An 18,456-nucleotide genomic window follows, 5' to 3' on the forward strand; every position below is an offset into this window, starting at 1 on the left:
CCCCAGACGCGACGAGGCTCCAGTGTTCATCCCATGCCGGCCGCCGCTTGCCCAGGTAGGCGCGGGCCCTCTCCGCCAGGCCCCGATCGCAAGCCGGCCTGCTCCAGCTGGGCCACCTGGCCCTCGATCGAAACGTCCTGGGCCCGCTTGGTGGTCGAGACCCTGGCGAGCCCTACCCTCATGGAAGACACCACCCCTAGGACAGTGCTCCAGAAAACACACGGCCAGATTCAGATCCACACCGAGAACATCTTCCCGATCATCAAGAAGGCCGTCTATTCCGGCCATGAGGTGTTCCTGCGGGAGCTGGTGAGCAACGGTGTCGATGCGATCAGCAAGCGCCGCATGGCCGCCATGGCGGGGGATTGCAGCGAAGGGGAGGAAGGCAGGATCCAGATCCGCATCAACCGGGAAGCCAGGACCATCACCATCAGTGACAACGGCATCGGCATGACCGCCGATGAGGTGAAGCGCTACATCAACCAGGTGGCCTTCTCCAGCGCCGAGGAATTCCTGGAGAAATACAAACGGGAGGACGACGCCATCATCGGCCACTTCGGCTTGGGCTTTTACTCCAGCTTCATGGTGGCGGCCAGCGTGGAACTGGTCAGCCTCAGTGCCAAGCCCGGCGCCGAGGCGGTGCGCTGGAGCTGTGACGGCTCCCCCAACTTCAGCCTTGAATCAGGCGAAAGGAAGGAAGCCGGAACCGATGTGATCCTGCACCTGCAGGAGGAAGAGATCGAGTACATCGAACCGTCTCGGATTCGCACGCTAATCACCACCTACTGCGACTTCCTGCCAGTGGAAGTGCAGCTGGAGGGGGAAACGGTGAACAAACGCCAGGCCCCCTGGCGCCAGAGCTCTCGCGAACTCGCCGACAAGGACTACATCGATCTTTACCACTACCTCTATCCCTTTCAGGGCGATCCCCTGCTCTGGGTGCATCTCAACACCGACTATCCCTACACCCTTCAGGGCATCCTCTACTTCCCCAGGCTCAGCGGCCGGGGCGACTGGGAAAAAGGTGAAATCCGCCTCTACTGCAACCAGGTGTTCGTGTCCGATTCGATCAAGGAGGTGGTGCCCCGCTACCTGCTGCCCCTGCGCGGCGTGATCGATTCACCGGACATCCCCCTCAACGTGAGCCGCAGCGCGCTCCAGACCGACCGCCGGGTGCGCTCGATCGGTGGCTTCGTGGCCAAGAAGGTGGGCGACCGGCTCAAGCAACTGCAGAAGGATGAGCCGAAGCGGTTCGCCGAAATCTGGGAGGGGATCGCCCCCTTCATCAAGATCGGCGCCATGGAAGATGACAAATTCGCCGAGCAGGTGGCGGATCTGGTGCTGTTCGGCACCACCGCCGAGGCGGCCGACACCGATCCGATCGCGGCCGACGGCAAGACATTCACCACCCTGGCCGGCTACCGCAGCCGATTGGAGGCCAGCAATGACAAGCGCATCCTCTACTGCACCGATGAGGCGGGCCAGGCTGGCGCCCTCGCCCTCTGGCGCGGCCAGGGCGTCGAGGTGCTGCTGGCCGATTCGTTGATCGACGCCCAGTTCATCCCCTGGCTGGAATCCCGCCACAGCGAGCTCACCTTCCGCCGGGTCGATGCCGAACTCGACGACAGCCTCCAGGAGAAGGAGAGCGAACTCACCGATGCCCAGGGGAAAGACAGCTCTGAACAGCTGCGCAGCCTGTTCAAACAGGCCCTCACCAACGACAAGATCACCCTTCAGGTGCAGGCGCTCAAGGGGGAGAACGCCCCAGCCGCCCTGATCCTGCTGCCGGAGCAGATGCGCCGCATCAACGACATGGGCGCCCTGATGGAACAGCGCCTGCCCGGCCTGCCGGACCACCACGTGCTGCTGATCAACCGCCGCCATCCCCTGGTGGAAGGGCTGCTGAAGCTTTCCGCCGGGGCGGTGATCACCGGCGGCGGCGTCTCACCCAGCCGCCAACTGGCCGAGGAGCTCAGCCGTCACATCTACGAGCTGGCCCGTCTGTCGGTCGGCGGGCTCGAGCCCAACCAGCTGGCAGGCTTCCAGCAGCGCAGCTCCGACCTGATGGGACGGCTGATGCAACGGGGTCTCTGAGCTCCAGCCCCCGCAGGGCCAACAAGCTCCACGCCATGGGTGATCGAGCTGTTTGGTAGGGTTTCTTCTGGGCTGTGGCCCTGGATTCATATCGGTTCTGATTTCATGTCCCGGGTCTGCCAACTCACCGGCAAGCGCGCCAACAACGGCATGGCTGTCAGCCACTCCCACGTGCGCACCAAGAAGCTCCAGCAGGTGAACCTGCAGGAGCGGCGCCTTTGGTGGGCAGAGGGCAACCGCTGGGTCAAACTGCGGGTCGCCACCCGCACCCTGCGCACCATCCAGAAAAAGGGCCTCGGTGCCTACGCCCGCGAGCTGGGCATCAACCTCGCCAAGATCTGAGCGTCCAGCGTGGGCCTTGAAGCCCTCGCTCCGTCGCCAGGGGGCCTGAATTGGTGAACCGCCGCCAACTGCTTCACGGGGCTGCTCAAGGAGCCGCAGTTGTCGTCATCGGCCTGCTGGACGTTCCCCGGCAGGCCTTTGCACTGGGCGGCAGTTTGCCAGAGCTCAACCAACCTGCCCCTGATTTCGAGTTGTCGGGGGCGGGATTGGAGGAACTGGGAACCAGCGGGCTGGCCAGCCTGGCTAGCTTCCGGGGCCGCTGGCTGGTTCTGTATTTTTATCCCAAGGATTTCACCGGTGGCTGCACCCTGGAGGCCCGCGGGTTCCAGCGCGATCTCGCCGCCTTCCGCACCCGAGGCGCTGAGGTGGTGGGCGTCAGTGCCGACAGTCCTGACCAGCACGCCTCCTTCTGCGACAGCGAAGGCCTCCGCTTCCCCCTGCTCTCCGATCCCGGCGGACTGGTCAGCCGCCGGTACGGCTCCTGGATCCCACCGTTCTCCCAGCGCCACACCTTTCTGATTGATGCCGATGGGATGGTGCGGGCCCGCTGGGTGGCTGTGCGTCCCCTGGGCCACAGTCAGGAGGTCCTGGGGGAGCTCCAACGGCTGACCGAACCGGTCTGAACAGGGGGCATCAGGATTGGTTCTGGCGGCGCTGGGCAGGCCGATAGTTTGGGCATTGACTTACGCCTCCACCAATGGAACCGAGGCCCATCACCCGCCGCGCCCTTTTCCGTTTGCTGGCAGGCTGCGGTCTGCTGGGAAGTCTCTGGCTTCGGCGGGCAGCCTGGGGCCAGCCGACCGCTCCAGGCAAGACCTCGGGTGATGGTCTCCGCTGGCTCGCAGTTGCCGACACCGGCGGCGGCAATGAGGCCCAGCGGTCTGTGGGCCGAGCCATGACGGCCGTCCATCGCAACCGGCCGGTGGACCTGGTGATCCTGGGGGGCGACAACATCTACCCCAACGGCGACATCAGCCAGGCAAGGGAGAAGTTCACCATCCCCTATAAGGGCCTGCTCGATGCCGGGGTGCCCTTCCACGCCGTGCTGGGCAACCACGACATCCGCACCGCCAATGGCAACCCCCAGGTGGCCTACCCCCCCTTCGGCATGAAGGGGCGCTGGTACACCCTGCGCCGCGGTCCGGTGGAATTCTTCATGCTCGACACCAACGTCAATGCCCAATGGCGTCGGCAAATGCCCTGGCTGATGGAGGCCCTGGCCGCCAGCACGGCACCCTGGAAAGTGGTGGTGGGGCACCACCCGATGCAATCCTCGGGCCACTACGGAAATGATGAGGCGGCCATGAACCGGCTTGCCCCCCTGTTTCGCACCGCCGGGGTTCAGCTGTACATCAACGGGCACGACCACAACTACGAGCGCAGCAAGCCCATCAACGGCACCACGTACCTGGTGGTGGGTGGTGGTGGCGCCTACCTGCGGGATGTCGACCCAGGCCCCAACAGCGCCAGGGCCATCAGCGTGCACAGCTTTGCGGAACTCACCGCCAGCAAGGACAGGCTGGAGATCCAGGCCTGGGACAGCCGCGGCCGCTCGATCGACCGGGCCGTGTTGGGACGTGATGGTCGCGTCGTCGGGGGTTGAGCGCAGGTCAGCGGCGAAGCATCGGCTGCTGATGGGATCGGAAACGATCCTTTAGACACCAGCCAATTGTCTCTGCAAGCTCCCTTGCCGAACCTGGTGCCCGAAGCGATCCTTGCCGTCGTCGTTCCGTTCCTGTTCAAGCTGGTGGGGGCGGTCGCCAACGGGTCCAAACAGATGGCACCAGACGTGGAGGGGCTCGGCGGCAACGGCTTTCCCGGGATCCTGATCCCGCTGGCCCTGCAAAGCCCCGCGCCGAACTGAACCGGCGCTTCCAGGGAGCGGCTCAGGGCAAGGCAGTGGGCGGGCTGACCAGCCCCTGGACCAGCAACGCCCGGTGAACATGGGTGCCCTGTCTTTGGCGTTGGATCGCCGCCGAATCGGTTGGACGATCCAGAAGCCCTAGCCAGCTTTCGCAGAGCCGCTCGGCCACGAGAGGTTCATGGAGATCCACGCACGGGCAGCCGATTCCCTCAGCTGCTGAGCGCACCTTGGGGTCGTAGCTGAGGGCTGCGCAGGGGGCTCCGGAGAGGGCCGCCAGGATCAACCCGTGGAGCCTCATGGCGATCACCAACCCGGCGCCGGCGAACCAAGCCTGGGCGGCTTCGGGGCTGCTGACCTCCACCAGGCTGCTGCGGCTCGCGAGTCTTGCAGGCAACCAGCCACGTCGATCCAGCTCCTCGAGCAGTCCCCGATCCTGGTCGAGGTGAAAGGGAAGCCAATGCACCGGCCGCCCGCCCTGCTCCGCCAGCTGATCGAGGGCGGCGAGCAGCACCAGCCATCGCCCCTGATCGAGCAGGGGGCTCTGGCGCCAGCAAAGGATGATCGGGCCACCGGCCCCCGTCCAGGGCTGGGGCGGCAGTCCCCACACCGGGTCCGTGCCGATCGGGGCGTGAACCCCCCAGCGGGCCGCCAGGGCGGCGGAATCCGGATCGCGCCAGCTGATCCCACTGGCCAGGGGCAGCACCATCCGCACCAGGGCCCAGCTACGCCGGCGCCTCAAGGGACCCAGTCCCTGGCCCCAGAGCAGCACCGGCTTGCCCTGGAGCCGGGCGGCCACGATCAGTGCCACGTAGTAGAGGAGGCTGTTGAAGCTGGTGGCGTCCTGCAGCAGGCTGCCGCCGCCAAGCACCACGGCATCGCAGCCACCAAGAGCCCTCAGCACCGCCCGCAGGTTGCGGCGGGGGCAGGTGGCCACGGCGAAGCAGGCTTCCACCTGGGCCTGGTCGTGGGCAGTGACCACAGGCACCTGGTCTGGCGGCAACTGGCCCAGCAGAACCGCCAGCAGGGCGTCGTCGCCGAGGTTGTGTTCCCCGTAGTAACCGCAGAGCAGCACTTTTTTACACAACACCGGCTGGGCAGCCAAAAAGCCTGAAGAACTCTGCGGCGAAGCATCGCACCACCACCGCGGCCCCGCCCGATGCCTGCCCCTGCATCTGCTGCCGACCCCCTGAACCCTCTGCTGGCTGCTGTGTTCTCGCCTTCCCGCTCGAAGGCCCGCTCCGGCATCCTTCGACCCCGGCCCGCCTGGCTCCCCCATCCCCGCCACCTGCTGCCCAGGTCGCGCGGGGGGCTTGAAGCCTTGGGGACCATGCCTTCTACACCTATCTGTCCCATGATCGGCTGGATTGGATCTATCCCGGCATTGGCACAACTCGTTCCTGGCGTCAACGACCTTGCCACCCTCTACCCAGAGGTGGCGAAGGAAGCTGACGGCTGGGACCCTTCGTCGGTCACTCCTGGCAGCAGCAAAAAGCTGTCCTGGCGATGCGAAAAGGGACACACCTGGCTCGCAAAGGTAAACGATAGAACACCTCCACAAAACAACGGTTGCCCTGTTTGTGGAGGTAGGCAGGTACTTGCAGGGTTCAACGACCTCGACACTCTTTTTCCGGAGGTTGCAGCAGAGGCTGATGGGTGGGACCCAAGAATAGTGACAGAAAAATCGCACAGGAAGCTGCCTTGGCGTTGTGAGAAAGGCCACACTTGGGAAGCGGTAGTGGCTAACAGAACACCACCAAACCCAGCTGGCTGTCCTTTCTGCTCAGGGCTCTACGCAATAAAAGGTATCAATGATCTTGCCACTCTATTCCCTGAAGTCGCATCGGAAGCAGATGGCTGGGACCCTTGTATAGAGTTACCTAAGTCACACAAGAAGCGTCGTTGGCGTTGTGCAAAGAGTCACAACTGGCAAGCAAGGATAAGCAAAAGAACTCCCCCCGTTAGTCAGGGATGCCCAGTATGTTCAGGCCATCAAGTGCTTGTTGGATACAATGACCTTGCCACCCTTTACCCAGAGGTAGCAAAAGAGGCTGTGGGCTGGGACCCAACAACGGTTACGGCTGGGAGTAACAAAAAACTTTCGTGGCGTTGTGAAAAAGGCCACACTTGGAACGCAATGGTAAACATCAGAACTCCTCCCTCAAGTCATGGCTGTCCCTTTTGCTGTGGAAAACAAGTGCTTGTTGGTTATAACGACCTTGCCACCCTTTATCCAATGGTGGCAAAGGATGCCGTGGGCTGGGACCCAACAACTGTTACGGCCGGGAGTAACAAAAAACTTTCGTGGTGTTGTGCAAAAGGCCACACCTGGAACGCCGCTGTTGGAAGCCGAACTCCTCCAAGAAACGGAAGGTGCCCAACTTGCCTTGGCAAACAAGTGCTTGCTGGGTTCAACGACCTCACTTCCCAGTTCCCAGAAATTGCAGCTGAGGCTGACGGATGGGACCCCACAACAGTTACTGTGAAGTCCAATAGAATTTTACCCTGGAACTGCAACCAAGGGCACACTTGGCTTGCATCCGTAGCAAACAGAACGCCCCCAACTAGCAGCGGTTGTCCAGAGTGTGCTGAATACGGCTTCAAACCAGGTTTACCAGCCTGGTTCTACCTCCTTGAGCGACCAGGAGAGCAGCAGCTCGGAGTCACCAACTACAAGGAGGACCGCCTCCGCACCCACGCCAATTTCGGCTGGCAGGAGCTGGAGGTGATTGGACCCTTCCCTGGCGACCAGGTGCTGGCTCTTGAGACGAAGCTGAAGCAGTGGCTCCGCAAGGAGGTGGGTCTGGTGCCAGGCACTCGCGAAAACTGGTTCACCGCACAGCTGGAGGTGAGGTCGTTGGCTGAGCTGAAGGCACGAAGCGGCGTAGTCAATCACCTCTTCTGACCTTCTGTGAGTTATTACCTGGCGCCTCTGGTGCTGCTGCATAGGGAAAAGTGCGTCGCTCGACCGCCTGCGGCTTCCAGCTGAGCGGCGCCCACAACGCCGCGAAGAACATCCTCAACCGAGCGCTCGAAGGTTGAACCGGAGGATCAGCCGATGCCTCCGTTGTTGCAACATGCCGCAAGTTTCGGGGGTTCCTCTCCTTTGGGGCCGCCCTGCCCTGGCCCTGTAGGAGCTGGCCGCCGCCTCCCCTGCTGCCGCCCACCTTGCGGCGGAAGTTCTCGTGAGCCATCATCGGTATGCATGAATAGCCACCAATCAATGGACAACACTGATGTACTTTACAATGGAACGACATACAGAAACTGGCGGATAAAGTCAATCACCAAAACTCCATATGGTTACATGTACGAGACAGCCGGACCTGGTCAAGAATTTTCAGGGATCATGCCAGGACTTCCGCATGAATCTATTGATGAATGCCTTAGAGCTGCAAAGGCAAGCATAGATACTGCCTTAGGGGTTTGACAGCACCGACCGACGGCAGTGACAGCAGCACCGCCGGAGCCCGCCCCTGTTGCCGCAGGGTGGCGGACACCGTCAGCAGTCGGCTGCAACGGGCGGCAGCGCTGGCGCCCTGGACACCAAGGCTGATTTTTCGCTGAATCACCGACAGGCGCAGTGCTCATACTCCTGCGGAGAAGCCAGCGTCTACGGCGGCGTTGTTGCTGAGTTCGATGCCGGGTTGATCCAGCAAAGCAAGACCCAGGTGGCCGCTCTGCCCTGCAGCATCTCCGCCAGCTGCGCACGGTGTGGCCCCATGCTGTTCGTTTCATACTGTCCCGTGTCAACCCCCCGCAGCCGCAGGCCAGCTTCATTGTTGGCGCAGCGGTGGGGGCGCGGGATCCGTACATTACGGATCACCCAGGGCGAAGCCAGCCATGCATGCCCTCTCCCTGCCCACCTGGTGGATCCACATCGCCTCGGTGATCGAGTGGTTGTTGGCGATCGTGGCCGTGGTGAGCTGGGGTGAACGGCGCCAGGAAGGGGAATGGCGCTGGATTGCCATGGCGATGCTGCCGGCCCTGGTGAGCGCCATGGCGGCCTGCACCTGGCATCTGTTCGACAACCCCGAACAGCTCAAGGGCCTGGTGGTGTTGCAGGCGTTCACCACCCTGCTCGGCAATGGGGCCCTGGCCGCCGCCGCCTGGAATCTGCTGCCAGCGGAGACGAGGGCATGAGCGGGATCCTCTCCAGTACGGGCGTCTGGCTGCTGGAACCCCTGGCCTCGATCGATCCCGCTCCCCTGTTCGTGCTCTCCCTGCTGCCCTATCTGGCCTTTCTGCGCTGGGCCGGCGCCAGCAAGCGGATGCCAAAGCTGGCCCTGCGGGGGTTCCAATTCACCCTGGTGTTCGTGGCCGTCACCATCGTCGCCGCGGTGATCGCGCAGCAGCAATTCGGCCGTCAGCTGGCCGATGTGGATGGATTGCACGGCGGTGCCGAGGCGTTCCTCACGGTCGGCAACCTGATGATCCTGCTGGGCTTCCGCCAGGACCCAACCACCACCATGGAACCGCCGGGTGATCCAGGCGCCTGATCCGATGCCCTGCCTCCTGGCGACGCTGCGCAACGGCGCTTTGCTGGCTTTCAGCCTGGTGGCCCTGGGCCTTCCTGGGCAGGCGAACCCGGTCCTGCGGGTCGGAGTCACGGACGGATCCCAGCCCTGCAACTTTCGGGACGGGGGTTCCTGGCGCGGCATTGCGGTGGATCTGTGGAGCCGCATCGCCACCGAAGAGGGCCTTCCCTATGTGATCCAAGCCCAGCCCGACACCGCCACCCTCCTGGAGGCTGTGGAACGCGGTGATCTCGACATCGCCGTTGGCTGCCTGAACGTGTCGCCGGAGCGGTTGCAGCGGTTCCGGTTTACCTTGCCGTTCCAGGAGGAGGGCCAGGCGGTGCTGGTGCGGCGCAGCCGGCTCGACGTGGGCCGCGCCACGGCGCTGGCCCTGCTCAGTCCGGATCTGCTCCGGCTCCTCGGGGGGTTCCTGATGGCAACGGCGGTGGTGACCGTCGCCCTCTGGCGGATCGAGGGCCTTGGCCACCACCCCAGCACCGAGCGCGATGGCCGCAGGCGCTCCTTCGCCAAGATGTTTCAGATTCTGGCGACCGGTCCTGGCACCAACACCGTCGCCGTCACCACCCGCGGGCACGCCCTGGTGCTGGTGAGCTACCTCATCCGCATCGTCTCGGCGTCCTTGCTGGTCAGCTTCGTGACCCTGAACGTGGTGCGGCAACCCCAGTTCGGCGGCCAGGATTCGATCCGTTCCCTCGACGATCTGGCCGGCAAGCGGGTCGGGGCCCGGCGGGGCAGCGTGAGCGAGGAGCTGCTCAGAAGCCTGAACCGAGGGTCCAGCCGGGCAGCGGTCGAGATCCTTCCCCTCCAGACGATCGAGCAGGCTGGCCCCCTGCTGCTCTCGAAGCGGGCCGACGCGGTGTTGGCCGACGATCTCCAGCTGCAGTACCTGAGCCAGCAACTCAGTGGCTCCCGCTTCGACCGGGTCCTGCGAGGAATCCGCCCGGAATCCCAGGCCTTCGCCCTCGGGCCTGCCCTGCCCGAAGCGATCGCCGAGCGGATCGATCGGCGCATCAGTGCGTTCAAGCGCAACGGAGTCGTGGCGGAGCTGCGCAGGAACGAACTGAGCCCACCCTGAGGGCGGCCGCCACTCCGGTGAACAAGTCTTAAGCAGTGGTGGTGGCAGGGGTGTTCCCCCGGAAGATGGGTCGTTGGTTACTGACCCATGATGATCGCTCCGCTCCTGGCTCTGGCCCCCGCCTCGATCACCTGGTCCCCGAAGGTGGCCCTGGTGATGATCGTCTGCAATGTGATTGCCATCGCCATCGGCAAGGCCACGATCAAGTACCCCTCTGAAGGGGCCGCCATGCCCAGCCCCCAGTTCTTCGGTGGTTTCGGCATCGGTGCAGTGCTCGGCACCACCAGCCTCGGCCACATTTTCGGCATCGGCGCGATCCAGGGCCTTGCCTCCCGCGGCGTGCTCTGAAGCCGTTTAGGCCAACCGTGTTGCCCACAGCTTGGGCCGAGGTTTGTCCTCGGCCTTTTTTGCTTGATCAGCCTTCGGGTGGCTTGATCAAACAGCCAGCGGCTGGCGCCTGAGGGCAAGGACGAAGCGCCCGCGGATGCGTTCAGCCATCTGGCTCGGGGTGAGCCCCAGGGCCTGCAGGCTCTGGGATGGGCTGGCATGGTCCACCAGGACATCGGCAATGCCGATCCTGAACACCGGAACCAGCACGTCGCTGTCGTTTAGGGACTCCACCACGGCGGCGCCGAACCCGCCAGCGATGGCTCCTTCTTCCATCGTCACCACCCGGCCGATGCGGCGGGCCAGGGGGACGATCAACGCCTCATCGAGGGGCCGCAGGAAGCGGGCATTCACCACCGCCGCCCTGACCCCGTTCTCCTGGAGCAAGCCGGCGGTGGCCATCGCCGGCGCCACCATGGCTCCGTAGGCCACGATCAACACGTCGTCCCCATCGGCGAGCTGCTCACCCCGTCCGATCTCGAGGGGTTCCCAGCCTTCCTCGGCGAGCGGCACCCCTTCCCCCTCACCCCTGGGGATGCGGATCGCGCAGGGTCCGTTGTGGTGGATCGCGGTGACAAGCATCCGCTGCAACTCAGCCTCGTCCTTGGGGGCCATCACCGTGAAATTCGGCACGGCCCGCAGGTAGCTGATGTCGTACTGGCCCTGGTGGGTGGGGCCATCAGCCCCGACGATGCCGGCCCGGTCGAGCACGAAGGTGACGGCAAGCTTCTGGATGCCCACATCGTGGATGAGCTGGTCGAAGGCTCGCTGCAGGAAGGTGCTGTAAATCGCCACGACGGGTTTGAGGCCGGCGGTGGCCATCCCCGCCGCCATGGTGACAGCGTGCTGCTCGGCGATGCCCACATCGAAGTACTGGCTGGGCAGGGCCTTCTCGAGCAGGTCGAGGCCGGTGCCGGTGGCCATCGCGGCGGTGATCCCCACCACGGTGGGATCCTGCTCGCAAATCTTCACCAGGGTCTGGCCGAACACCTTGCTGTAACTCGGTGGCTTCGGCTTGCTGGAGGGGAAGGCCTTGCCGGTTTTCAGATCGAAGGCCGACTGGGCGTGGTAGCCCACCTGATCGGCCTCGGCATAGGGATAGCCCTTGCCCTTGGTGGTGGCCACGTGAACCAGCACTGGACCCTCGCAGCGGTGGGCCGCCTGGAAGGTGCGCACCATGTCGGCGATGTCGTGGCCATCGACCGGGCCCATGTAGGTGAAGCCCAGCTCCTCGAACACAGCACCCACCTTCGGCACGGACAGCCGTTTCATGCTCCCCTTGAGCGTCTTGAGCTCGGCCGGCAGCTCGCCGTGCAGGAAGGGCAGGTGCTTCACCGCCTCCTCGGCGCTGCCGGAGAGGAACTGCAGCGGCGGACTGAGCCGCATGCGGTTGAGGTACGTGGAGAGGGCCCCAACCGGCGGTGAGATCGACATGTCATTGTCGTTGAGCACCACCAGCAGCCGGGTTTTCGGCAGGTGGCCGGCGTGGTTGATCGCCTCCAGGGCCATGCCGCCGGTGAGGGCTCCATCGCCGATCACTGCCACGCATTTGAAGTCTTCGCCGCGGCGGTCACGGGCCAGGGCCATGCCCAGAGCCGCCGAGATGCTGGTGGAGGCGTGGCCGGCGCCGAAGTGGTCGAAGCGGCTCTCGCTGCGCTTGAGGTAGCCAGCCACCCCGCCCTGCTGGCGCAGGGTGTGGAACTGGTTGTAACGGCCGGTGATCAGCTTGTGGGGATAGGCCTGGTGGCCCACATCCCACACCACCCGGTCCCCATCCAGGTCAAGGGTTTGGTAAAGCGCCAGGGTGAGTTCCACAACCCCCAGGCCCGGGCCGAGGTGGCCACCGCTGGTGGAGACCACCTCCAGATGCTTCTCGCGGATCTGGCGGGCGATGGCTTCAAGCTCGCCGACGCTCAGTCCATGCAATTGGTTGGGATGGCTCAGCTCACTGAGGTGCATGCCCCGCCCCGTTCTTTGTTGTTCAATCTACGGGTTCCGTCCAGGGAAGGGGCCCCATGGCCTTCCCCGCAGGCGCTGTTGCCACACTGGGCCGATGGACGACTATCTGCAGCGCATCCTGCGGGCCCGGGTGTACGACGTGGCGATCGAGTCGCCACTCGAGCCGGCGCCCAACCTCTCCCTCCGGCTGGGGAACACGGTGCTGCTCAAGCGGGAAGACCTGCAGCCGGTGTTCTCGTTCAAGTTGCGGGGTGCCTACAACCGCATGGTCCACCTCTCGCCGGCGGAGCTGGAACGCGGTGTGATCGCCGCCAGCGCCGGCAACCATGCCCAGGGTGTCGCCCTGGCCGCCGCCAAGCTGGGCAGCCGGGCGGTGATCGTGATGCCGCTCACCACCCCGGAGATGAAGGTGCGAGCCGTGGCGGCCCGCGGCGCCGAGGTGGTGCTGCATGGCGACAGCTATGACGAGGCCTACCTGGAGGCCCGGCGGCTCGAGGTCAGCCGCGGCCTCACCTTCATCCACCCCTTCGACGACCCGGATGTGATCGCCGGTCAGGGCACGATCGGGCTGGAGATCCTGCGGCAGGCCTCGCCGCCACCCGACACGATCTATGTGGCCGTTGGTGGGGGTGGGCTGATCGCCGGCATCGCCGCCTACGTCAAGAGCGTCTGGCCTGAGGTGGAGATCATCGGGGTGGAACCGATCGATGCCGACGCCATGACCCGCTCCCTGGCGGCGGGTGAGCGGGTCTGCCTCCAGCAGGTGGGACTGTTCGCCGATGGGGTGGCGGTGCGCCAGGTGGGGGAGCACACCTTCACCCTGGCCCAGCGCCATGTGGATGCCATGGTGACGGTGGGCACCGATGAGATCTGCGCCGCCATCAAGGACGTGTTCGAGGACACCCGCTCGATCCTCGAGCCGGCCGGCGCCCTGGCGGTGGCCGGCATGAAGGCTGACGTGCAAAGGCGTGGCCTGAAGGGACGCACCCTGGTGGCGGTGGCCTGCGGCGCCAACATGAATTTCGAGCGGCTGCGCTTCGTGGCCGAGCGGGCCGAGCTGGGCGAGGAGCGGGAGGCCATGCTGGCGGTGGAGATTCCCGAGCGCACCGGCAGCCTGCGGCGGCTCTGCGAGCAGCTGGGCGCGCGCAGCCTCACCGAGTTCAGCTACCGGATGGCCGATCCGAATCTCGCCCACATCTTTCTGGGGGTGCAGATCAGTGGCCGCAGCGACACCGACACCCTGATCGCCCAGCTCAGGGCCGGGGGGTTTGCCTGCCTCGATCTGAGCGGCAACGAGCTGGCCAAGCTCCATCTCCGCCACATGGTGGGTGGCCGCCTGCCCCAACCGGCGGCGCGGGAGCTGGCGGCAAGCACCGTGGAGCTGCTCTACCGATTCGAATTCCCGGAGCGGCCAGGCGCCTTGATGGCCTTCGTCAGCGCCCTGCATCCGAACTGGACGATCAGCATCTTCCATTACCGCAACCAGGGCTCCGACGTGGGGCGGATCGTTGTGGGGGTGCAGGTTGCGGCGGATGAACGCCAGGCCTGGCAGGACTTCCTCGACGGTCTGGGCTACCGCCACTGGGAGGAGACCGGCAATCCCGCCTATCAGCTGTTCCTCGGTGCGGCCCCCAGCCCGCTGCCCGCCGTGGCCTGAGCAGGAACCGCTGCGGTACCTTGCGGGCAACGCTCCAGGGGTCAAACAACTTGGCCAGCCCAGGCGAATTCCCTGAACCGGCCCCCGGCCCAGGCCAGTCCGGCGTGAGGCTGGCGGGCGAGGTGGTGGCGGGCGAAAGCGTTTCCCTGGCAGCCCGGCTGGAGGCCATCCTGTATCTCAAGGGCCGGCCCCTTGGCCTCGGGGAGCTCGCCGAGATCGCCGCCCGCGACCAGCCGGGCCTGGTCAGCCGCGAAGACGTGGAGCTGGCCCTGATCACCCTGATGGCCGACTACGCCCACCGCGACACCGCCCTGGAAATCCGCCAGGACGGCCAGCGCTACAGCCTGCAGCTGCGCGAGAGCCTCGCCGATCTGGTGCGCAACCTGCTGCCGGTGGAACTCTCCACCGCCACGCTCCGCACCCTGGCCACCATTGCCCTGAAGAAGCGCCTGCTGCAATCGGAACTGGTGGAGCTGCGCGGCTCCGGCGCCTACGACCACATCAAGGAGTTGCTGGCCCAGAACTTCATCGAGCGCCGCCGCCAAAGCGAGGGCCGCTCCTACTGGATCAGCCTCAGCGAAAAATTCCACCGCACCTTCGCCGTCAAGGCGGAGCTGGCAGAGGCGGATCCGGCAGTGGCGGCCAAACCAGGCAACGCAGGGGGCCAGGCTGCATAGAGTCGGGAATCGATTCCTTTTTTTCCGGCGAACACCGTGACAATCCTCAGCTCGATCTTTGCCGTTCTGGCCCAGACCTTGAGCATCTACAGCCTTGTGCTGCTGGTGCGGGTGCTGCTGAGCTGGTTTCCGAATCTGGATTGGAGCAATCCGCTTCTCTCCACCGTCAGCTCGATCACCGATCCCTATCTCAATGCCTTCCGCGGCCTGATCCCGCCCCTGGGTGGCATCGACCTCTCGGCCATCATCGCCTTCCTCGCCCTCAGCCTCGCCCAGGGGCTGCTGGGCAGCCTCAGCAACGCCCTGCCCTCCTCAGGTTTCGGCTACTGAAGCCGTCCCTGATTTCGCGCTGATCACCAGTCAGCGCTGATCGCCGCTGCCCCCGATCATGTTGCGCTCCGCCCGGCTGGCCAGCTTGGCCAGATTGGCGGCGGCGATCTCGTTGAGATCGAATCCGAGCTCGCTGGCCAGCTGGGCCACGTACCAGAGCACATCGCCGAGTTCCAGCTTGAGGCCCTCCAGAACCTCCACATCGAAGACGCCTCCGCGATCGCGCAGCACCTTCTTGACCTTGTCGGCCACTTCACCGGCCTCCCCGCAGAGCCCCAGGGTCGGGTAGATAGGATTGGCGCCCACGAGGGGGTAGCGGGCGGTCAGCCGGGCCTGTCCCTGGTACTGGTTGAGATCCATCGGTTCCGTTATGGCGGCGCCAAAGCAGGATCGGATGGTAGTTTCCGCTCAACCTTCGGCCCCTTCGATGGCCAAACCCGATCTGTCGCGTCGCACCAAGATCGTGGCCACCATCGGTCCTGCCACCGAATCGCCGGAACGGCTGCGCCAGTTGATCATTGCCGGTGCCACCACCTTCCGCCTCAACTTCTCCCACGGCGACCATTCCGAGCACGCCACCCGCATCGCCACCATCCGCCAGGTGGCCCATGAGCTCGGGATTCACGTGGGCATCCTCCAGGATCTGCAGGGCCCCAAGATCCGGCTGGGTCGCTTCATCGGCGGGCCAATCACCCTGGCCAATGGCGACAGCTTCGTGCTCACCTCCCGCGATGTGCCCTGCAACCAGGACATCGCCACCGTCACCTACGACAAGCTGGCCGACGAGGTGCTGGCCGGCAACCGGATCCTTCTTGATGACGGTCGCGTCGAGATGGTCGTCGACCGTGTTGATGGTCCCGAGCAGACCCTGCACTGCACGGTGGTGGTGGGGGGCGTGATCTCCAACAACAAAGGGGTGAACTTCCCCGATGTGCAGCTCTCGATCCGGGCCCTCACCGACAAGGACCGCCAGGATCTGGTCTTCGGACTGCAGCAGGGGGTTGACTGGGTGGCCCTGAGCTTCGTGCGCAACCCCTCCGACATGGAGGAGATCCGCGAATTGATCAGCAGCCATGGCCACACCATCCCGGTGATCGCCAAGATCGAGAAATTCGAGGCGATCGATCAGATTGATGCCATCCTGCCCCTCTGCGACGGCGTGATGGTGGCCCGGGGTGATCTCGGCGTGGAGATGCCCGCCGAAGAGGTTCCCCTGCTGCAGAAGGAGTTGATCCGCAAGGCCAACACCCTCGGCATCCCGATCATCACCGCCACCCAGATGCTCGACAGCATGGCCAGCTGCCCCCGGCCCACCCGGGCCGAGGTGAGCGATGTGGCCAACGCCATTCTCGATGGCACCGACGCGGTGATGCTCTCGAACGAAACCGCCGTTGGCGACTACCCGGTGGAGGCTGTGGCCACCATGGCTCGGATCGCCTGCCGCATTGAGCGCGACTACCCCCGCCGCGCCGTGGACAGCCACATGGCCAGCACCATTCCCAACGCGATCAGCCAGGCGGTGAGCACGATCGCCCGCCAACTCCAGGCCGCGGCGATCCTGCCGCTCACCAAGAGTGGTGCCACCGCCCGGAACGTGAGCAAGTTCAGGCCCTCCACCACGATCCTGGCCATCACCAGCGACGTGAAGGTGGCTCGCCAGCTCCAGATGGTCTGGGGGGTCAATCCCCTGCTGATCGACGACCAGGACTCCACCTCCAGCACCTTCACCCTGGCCATGGGCATTGCCCAGGAGCAGGGGCTGCTCAAGGAGGGGGATCTGGTCGTCCAGACCGCCGGCACCCTCGCCGGGGTGAGCGGCTCCACCGATCTGGTCAAGGTGGGGATCGTCTCGGCGGTGCTGGGGCGTGGTCTGGGAATCGGCAGTGGCTCGGTCAGTGGCAGGGTGCGGGTGGCCAACAACGCCGAGGAGGCCGCCCGGCTGGTGAGCGGCGAGATCCTGGTGGTGCGCGAAACCAGTGCGGCATTTCTTGGCGCGATCCGCAAGGCCAGGGGGGTGATCGCCGAACAGGATGGCAGCGAGAGCCACGCGGCGGTGATCTCCCAGCGGCTGGGCGTTCCGGTGATCGTGGGGGTCAGCAATGCCACCACCGACCTGCGCCACGGGGAATACGTGACCCTGGAGCTCCGGGAGGGGCTGGTGCATCGGGGCGCCCGAAACCACACCCAGTCGAAGCGGCTGGGCACCTTGCTCTGAGCACGGCCGATGGCCTCCAAGCTCCCTCTCGCCGAAACCGTGACCATGGCCCTCAGCACCCTGAGGGCGAACCGCCTGCGCAGCCTGCTGACAATGCTCGGCATCGTGATCGGCAATGCCTCGGTGATCACCCTGGTTGGGGTGGGCCAGGGGGCCCAAAACCTGGCGGAAGGCCAGCTCAACACCCTCGGGGCCAACGTGCTGTTCGTGGTGCCGGGCAACAACGACACCCGACGCCAGGGGATCAATAGCCCGCGCACCCTAGTGCTGAGCGACGCCGAGGCTATCGCCGAGCAGGTGCCCAGCATCCGCCGGGTGGCCCCCCAGATCACCCTCAATGAAGTCGTCCAGGCCGGGGCGAACAGTGCCAATGCCTCCGTTTCGGGCATCACACCGGAATTCCTGCCGGTGCGGCGTTTCGAGATCGCCCAAGGGCGATTCTTCAGCCAGCAGGACCTGGACGCGGCCCGCAACGTGGCCGTGATCGGCCCCGATCTACGCGACAAGCTGATTCCAAACGGCTCGGCGATCGGACAGACCCTGCGGATTCGGGACCAGTCCTTCGAGGTGATCGGCATCACTGCGCCGAAGGGGGCCGCCTTCGGCAGCAACCAGGACGAAGCGGCCTACATCCCGCTGACAACGATGGTGAGCCGGCTGGGCGGACGGACCAGCTTTGGCGTCAGCCTCACCTTCATCAGTGTGGAGGCGCTCGATGAGGCCAGCACCGGCGCCGCCAAGTTCCAGATCACCAACCTGCTGCGCCAGCGCCACCGGATCCTGCGGGACGACGACTTCGCCGTGCGTTCCCAGCAGGACGCCCTCTCGATCGTTGGAACGATCACCGGAGGGCTGACCCTGATGCTTGCCGCCATCGGCGGTGTGTCCCTGCTGGTGGGCGGCATCGGCATCATGAACATCATGCTGGTGTCCGTCAGTGAGCGCACCCAGGAGATCGGCCTGCGCAAGGCGCTCGGGGCCCGCAGTGGCGACGTGTTGCTGCAGTTCCTGGTGGAGTCCCTTGTGCTGGCCAGCCTCGGTGGGGTGATCGGCAGCGCCTTGGGGTTGGGCACGGTTGCTGCGGTGGCCCGCTTCACGCCCCTGCCGGCCGCAATCGAGCTCAGCAGCGTGGCCTTCACCGTGGGGCTCTCGGGCGGAATCGGCCTGTTCTTTGGGGTGTTGCCGGCTCGCCGCGCCGCCCGGCTGGACCCGATCGTGGCCCTGCGCAGCCTCTGAACTCCCAAGAAAACCTTAAATCGCTGGATTTGTGGTGATGGCAACCAACGATCAGCGTCAATGATGGCTTGATGAGAGTTCTCTG

The 18,456-nt window shown here is 65.1% G+C and carries 19 protein-coding genes; 15 read left to right on the forward strand and 4 right to left on the reverse strand.

Features of this window, described 5'->3' with window-relative positions; all coding sequences use genetic code 11:
• Positions 1 to 26: 26 nt before the first annotated feature.
• Positions 27 to 182, reverse strand: a complete 156-nt coding sequence (locus KBY66_RS08325) for a recombinase family protein (protein ID WP_255088841.1) — start codon at positions 180 to 182, stop codon at positions 27 to 29.
• Between KBY66_RS08325 and htpG the strand changes: the two genes are divergently transcribed.
• The 5 genes from htpG to KBY66_RS08350 all read left to right on the forward strand — a co-directional run bounded on the left by htpG (position 181) and on the right by KBY66_RS08350 (position 4,300).
• Complete coding sequence (htpG, locus tag KBY66_RS08330; RefSeq protein WP_255088842.1) at positions 181 to 2,094, forward strand: molecular chaperone HtpG; 1,914 nt, start codon at positions 181 to 183, stop codon at positions 2,092 to 2,094. The two genes, KBY66_RS08325 and htpG, sit on opposite strands and share 2 nt — an antisense overlap.
• A gap of 105 nt (positions 2,095 to 2,199) precedes the next feature.
• Positions 2,200 to 2,436 (forward strand): 50S ribosomal protein L28, encoded by a 237-nt coding sequence (gene rpmB, locus KBY66_RS08335; RefSeq protein WP_094510493.1) that lies wholly within the window; start codon positions 2,200 to 2,202, stop codon positions 2,434 to 2,436.
• 53 nt (positions 2,437 to 2,489) lie between these two features.
• Positions 2,490 to 3,059: a peroxiredoxin gene (locus KBY66_RS08340; RefSeq protein WP_255088843.1), complete on the forward strand. Its 570-nt coding sequence runs from the start codon at positions 2,490 to 2,492 to the stop codon at positions 3,057 to 3,059.
• A gap of 74 nt (positions 3,060 to 3,133) precedes the next feature.
• Positions 3,134 to 4,039: a metallophosphoesterase gene (locus tag KBY66_RS08345; protein WP_255088844.1), complete on the forward strand. Its 906-nt coding sequence runs from the start codon at positions 3,134 to 3,136 to the stop codon at positions 4,037 to 4,039.
• A gap of 84 nt (positions 4,040 to 4,123) precedes the next feature.
• Positions 4,124 to 4,300, forward strand: coding sequence for a hypothetical protein (locus tag KBY66_RS08350; protein WP_255088845.1), 177 nt, complete (start codon positions 4,124 to 4,126; stop codon positions 4,298 to 4,300).
• A 22-nt stretch (positions 4,301 to 4,322) separates the two neighbouring features.
• Here the strand turns inward: KBY66_RS08350 and csaB are convergent, their stop codons facing one another.
• Complete coding sequence (gene csaB / locus KBY66_RS08355) at positions 4,323 to 5,402, reverse strand: polysaccharide pyruvyl transferase CsaB (RefSeq protein ID WP_255088846.1); 1,080 nt, start codon at positions 5,400 to 5,402, stop codon at positions 4,323 to 4,325.
• A gap of 249 nt (positions 5,403 to 5,651) precedes the next feature.
• On the opposite strand from csaB, the gene KBY66_RS08360 reads away from it, so the two are divergent.
• From KBY66_RS08360 to psaK, 5 genes are all read left to right on the forward strand, one after another.
• Positions 5,652 to 7,202: a zinc-ribbon domain-containing protein gene (locus KBY66_RS08360; RefSeq protein ID WP_255088847.1), complete on the forward strand. Its 1,551-nt coding sequence runs from the start codon at positions 5,652 to 5,654 to the stop codon at positions 7,200 to 7,202.
• A gap of 938 nt (positions 7,203 to 8,140) precedes the next feature.
• Complete coding sequence (locus tag KBY66_RS08365; protein ID WP_255088848.1) at positions 8,141 to 8,440, forward strand: DUF2499 domain-containing protein; 300 nt, start codon at positions 8,141 to 8,143, stop codon at positions 8,438 to 8,440.
• Complete coding sequence (locus KBY66_RS08370) at positions 8,437 to 8,796, forward strand: DUF3593 domain-containing protein (protein WP_255088849.1); 360 nt, start codon at positions 8,437 to 8,439, stop codon at positions 8,794 to 8,796. The genes KBY66_RS08365 and KBY66_RS08370 overlap by 4 nt, the downstream gene beginning before the upstream one ends.
• Positions 8,797 to 8,800: 4 nt before the next feature.
• Positions 8,801 to 9,910, forward strand: a complete 1,110-nt coding sequence (locus KBY66_RS08375; RefSeq protein WP_255088850.1) for a substrate-binding periplasmic protein — start codon at positions 8,801 to 8,803, stop codon at positions 9,908 to 9,910.
• Between the two features lie 90 nt (positions 9,911 to 10,000).
• Entirely contained in the window at positions 10,001 to 10,258 is a 258-nt protein-coding gene (psaK, locus tag KBY66_RS08380; RefSeq protein WP_255088851.1) for a photosystem I reaction center subunit PsaK, read from the forward strand.
• An 87-nt stretch (positions 10,259 to 10,345) separates the two neighbouring features.
• Here psaK and dxs read toward each other — a convergent pair whose 3' ends face one another.
• On the reverse strand, positions 10,346 to 12,256 hold the full coding sequence (gene dxs, locus KBY66_RS08385; RefSeq protein WP_255088852.1) for a 1-deoxy-D-xylulose-5-phosphate synthase: 1,911 nt from the start codon (positions 12,254 to 12,256) through the stop codon (positions 10,346 to 10,348).
• 94 nt (positions 12,257 to 12,350) lie between these two features.
• On the opposite strand from dxs, the gene ilvA reads away from it, so the two are divergent.
• The 3 genes from ilvA to KBY66_RS08400 all read left to right on the forward strand — a co-directional run bounded on the left by ilvA (position 12,351) and on the right by KBY66_RS08400 (position 14,920).
• Positions 12,351 to 13,913, forward strand: coding sequence for a threonine ammonia-lyase, biosynthetic (gene ilvA / locus KBY66_RS08390; protein WP_255088853.1), 1,563 nt, complete (start codon positions 12,351 to 12,353; stop codon positions 13,911 to 13,913).
• Positions 13,914 to 14,038: 125 nt separating this feature from the next.
• On the forward strand, positions 14,039 to 14,590 hold the full coding sequence (scpB, locus tag KBY66_RS08395; protein ID WP_399225119.1) for an SMC-Scp complex subunit ScpB: 552 nt from the start codon (positions 14,039 to 14,041) through the stop codon (positions 14,588 to 14,590).
• A gap of 36 nt (positions 14,591 to 14,626) precedes the next feature.
• Complete coding sequence (locus tag KBY66_RS08400) at positions 14,627 to 14,920, forward strand: YggT family protein (RefSeq protein ID WP_255088854.1); 294 nt, start codon at positions 14,627 to 14,629, stop codon at positions 14,918 to 14,920.
• 30 nt (positions 14,921 to 14,950) lie between these two features.
• Here KBY66_RS08400 and KBY66_RS08405 read toward each other — a convergent pair whose 3' ends face one another.
• Entirely contained in the window at positions 14,951 to 15,280 is a 330-nt protein-coding gene (locus tag KBY66_RS08405) for a nucleoside triphosphate pyrophosphohydrolase family protein (protein WP_255088855.1), read from the reverse strand.
• Positions 15,281 to 15,347: 67 nt separating this feature from the next.
• On the opposite strand from KBY66_RS08405, the gene pyk reads away from it, so the two are divergent.
• Both pyk and KBY66_RS08415 read left to right on the forward strand, forming a co-directional pair.
• Positions 15,348 to 17,135, forward strand: coding sequence for a pyruvate kinase (gene pyk / locus KBY66_RS08410; protein WP_255088856.1), 1,788 nt, complete (start codon positions 15,348 to 15,350; stop codon positions 17,133 to 17,135).
• A 9-nt stretch (positions 17,136 to 17,144) separates the two neighbouring features.
• Positions 17,145 to 18,371 carry an ABC transporter permease gene (locus KBY66_RS08415; protein WP_255088857.1) on the forward strand — a complete coding sequence of 409 codons (1,227 nt, stop codon included), beginning with the start codon at positions 17,145 to 17,147 and terminating at the stop codon, positions 18,369 to 18,371.
• Positions 18,372 to 18,456: the final 85 nt, after the last annotated feature.

The sequence above is a fragment of the Synechococcus sp. Tobar12-5m-g genome (assembly GCF_024345415.1).
In the GTDB taxonomy this organism is placed as follows: domain Bacteria; phylum Cyanobacteriota; class Cyanobacteriia; order PCC-6307; family Cyanobiaceae; genus Regnicoccus.

Excerpts from the sequence above, each read along its gene's own strand:
- psaK (WP_255088851.1), top strand. The coding sequence starts at position 10,001 with ATGATCGCTCCGCTCCTGGCTCTGGCCCCCGCCTCGATCACCTGGTCC.
- rpmB (WP_094510493.1), top strand. The coding sequence starts at position 2,200 with ATGTCCCGGGTCTGCCAACTCACCGGCAAGCGCGCCAACAACGGCATG.
- ilvA (WP_255088853.1), top strand. The coding sequence starts at position 12,351 with ATGGACGACTATCTGCAGCGCATCCTGCGGGCCCGGGTGTACGACGTG.
- KBY66_RS08405 (WP_255088855.1), bottom strand. The coding sequence starts at position 15,280 with ATGGATCTCAACCAGTACCAGGGACAGGCCCGGCTGACCGCCCGCTAC.
- KBY66_RS08375 (WP_255088850.1), top strand. The coding sequence starts at position 8,801 with ATGCCCTGCCTCCTGGCGACGCTGCGCAACGGCGCTTTGCTGGCTTTC.
- KBY66_RS08370 (WP_255088849.1), top strand. The coding sequence starts at position 8,437 with ATGAGCGGGATCCTCTCCAGTACGGGCGTCTGGCTGCTGGAACCCCTG.
- dxs (WP_255088852.1), bottom strand. The coding sequence starts at position 12,256 with ATGCACCTCAGTGAGCTGAGCCATCCCAACCAATTGCATGGACTGAGC.
- KBY66_RS08415 (WP_255088857.1), top strand. The coding sequence starts at position 17,145 with ATGGCCTCCAAGCTCCCTCTCGCCGAAACCGTGACCATGGCCCTCAGC.
- htpG (WP_255088842.1), top strand. The coding sequence starts at position 181 with ATGGAAGACACCACCCCTAGGACAGTGCTCCAGAAAACACACGGCCAG.
- KBY66_RS08360 (WP_255088847.1), top strand. The coding sequence starts at position 5,652 with ATGATCGGCTGGATTGGATCTATCCCGGCATTGGCACAACTCGTTCCT.
- KBY66_RS08325 (WP_255088841.1), bottom strand. The coding sequence starts at position 182 with ATGAGGGTAGGGCTCGCCAGGGTCTCGACCACCAAGCGGGCCCAGGAC.
- pyk (WP_255088856.1), top strand. The coding sequence starts at position 15,348 with ATGGCCAAACCCGATCTGTCGCGTCGCACCAAGATCGTGGCCACCATC.
- KBY66_RS08345 (WP_255088844.1), top strand. The coding sequence starts at position 3,134 with ATGGAACCGAGGCCCATCACCCGCCGCGCCCTTTTCCGTTTGCTGGCA.
- KBY66_RS08365 (WP_255088848.1), top strand. The coding sequence starts at position 8,141 with ATGCATGCCCTCTCCCTGCCCACCTGGTGGATCCACATCGCCTCGGTG.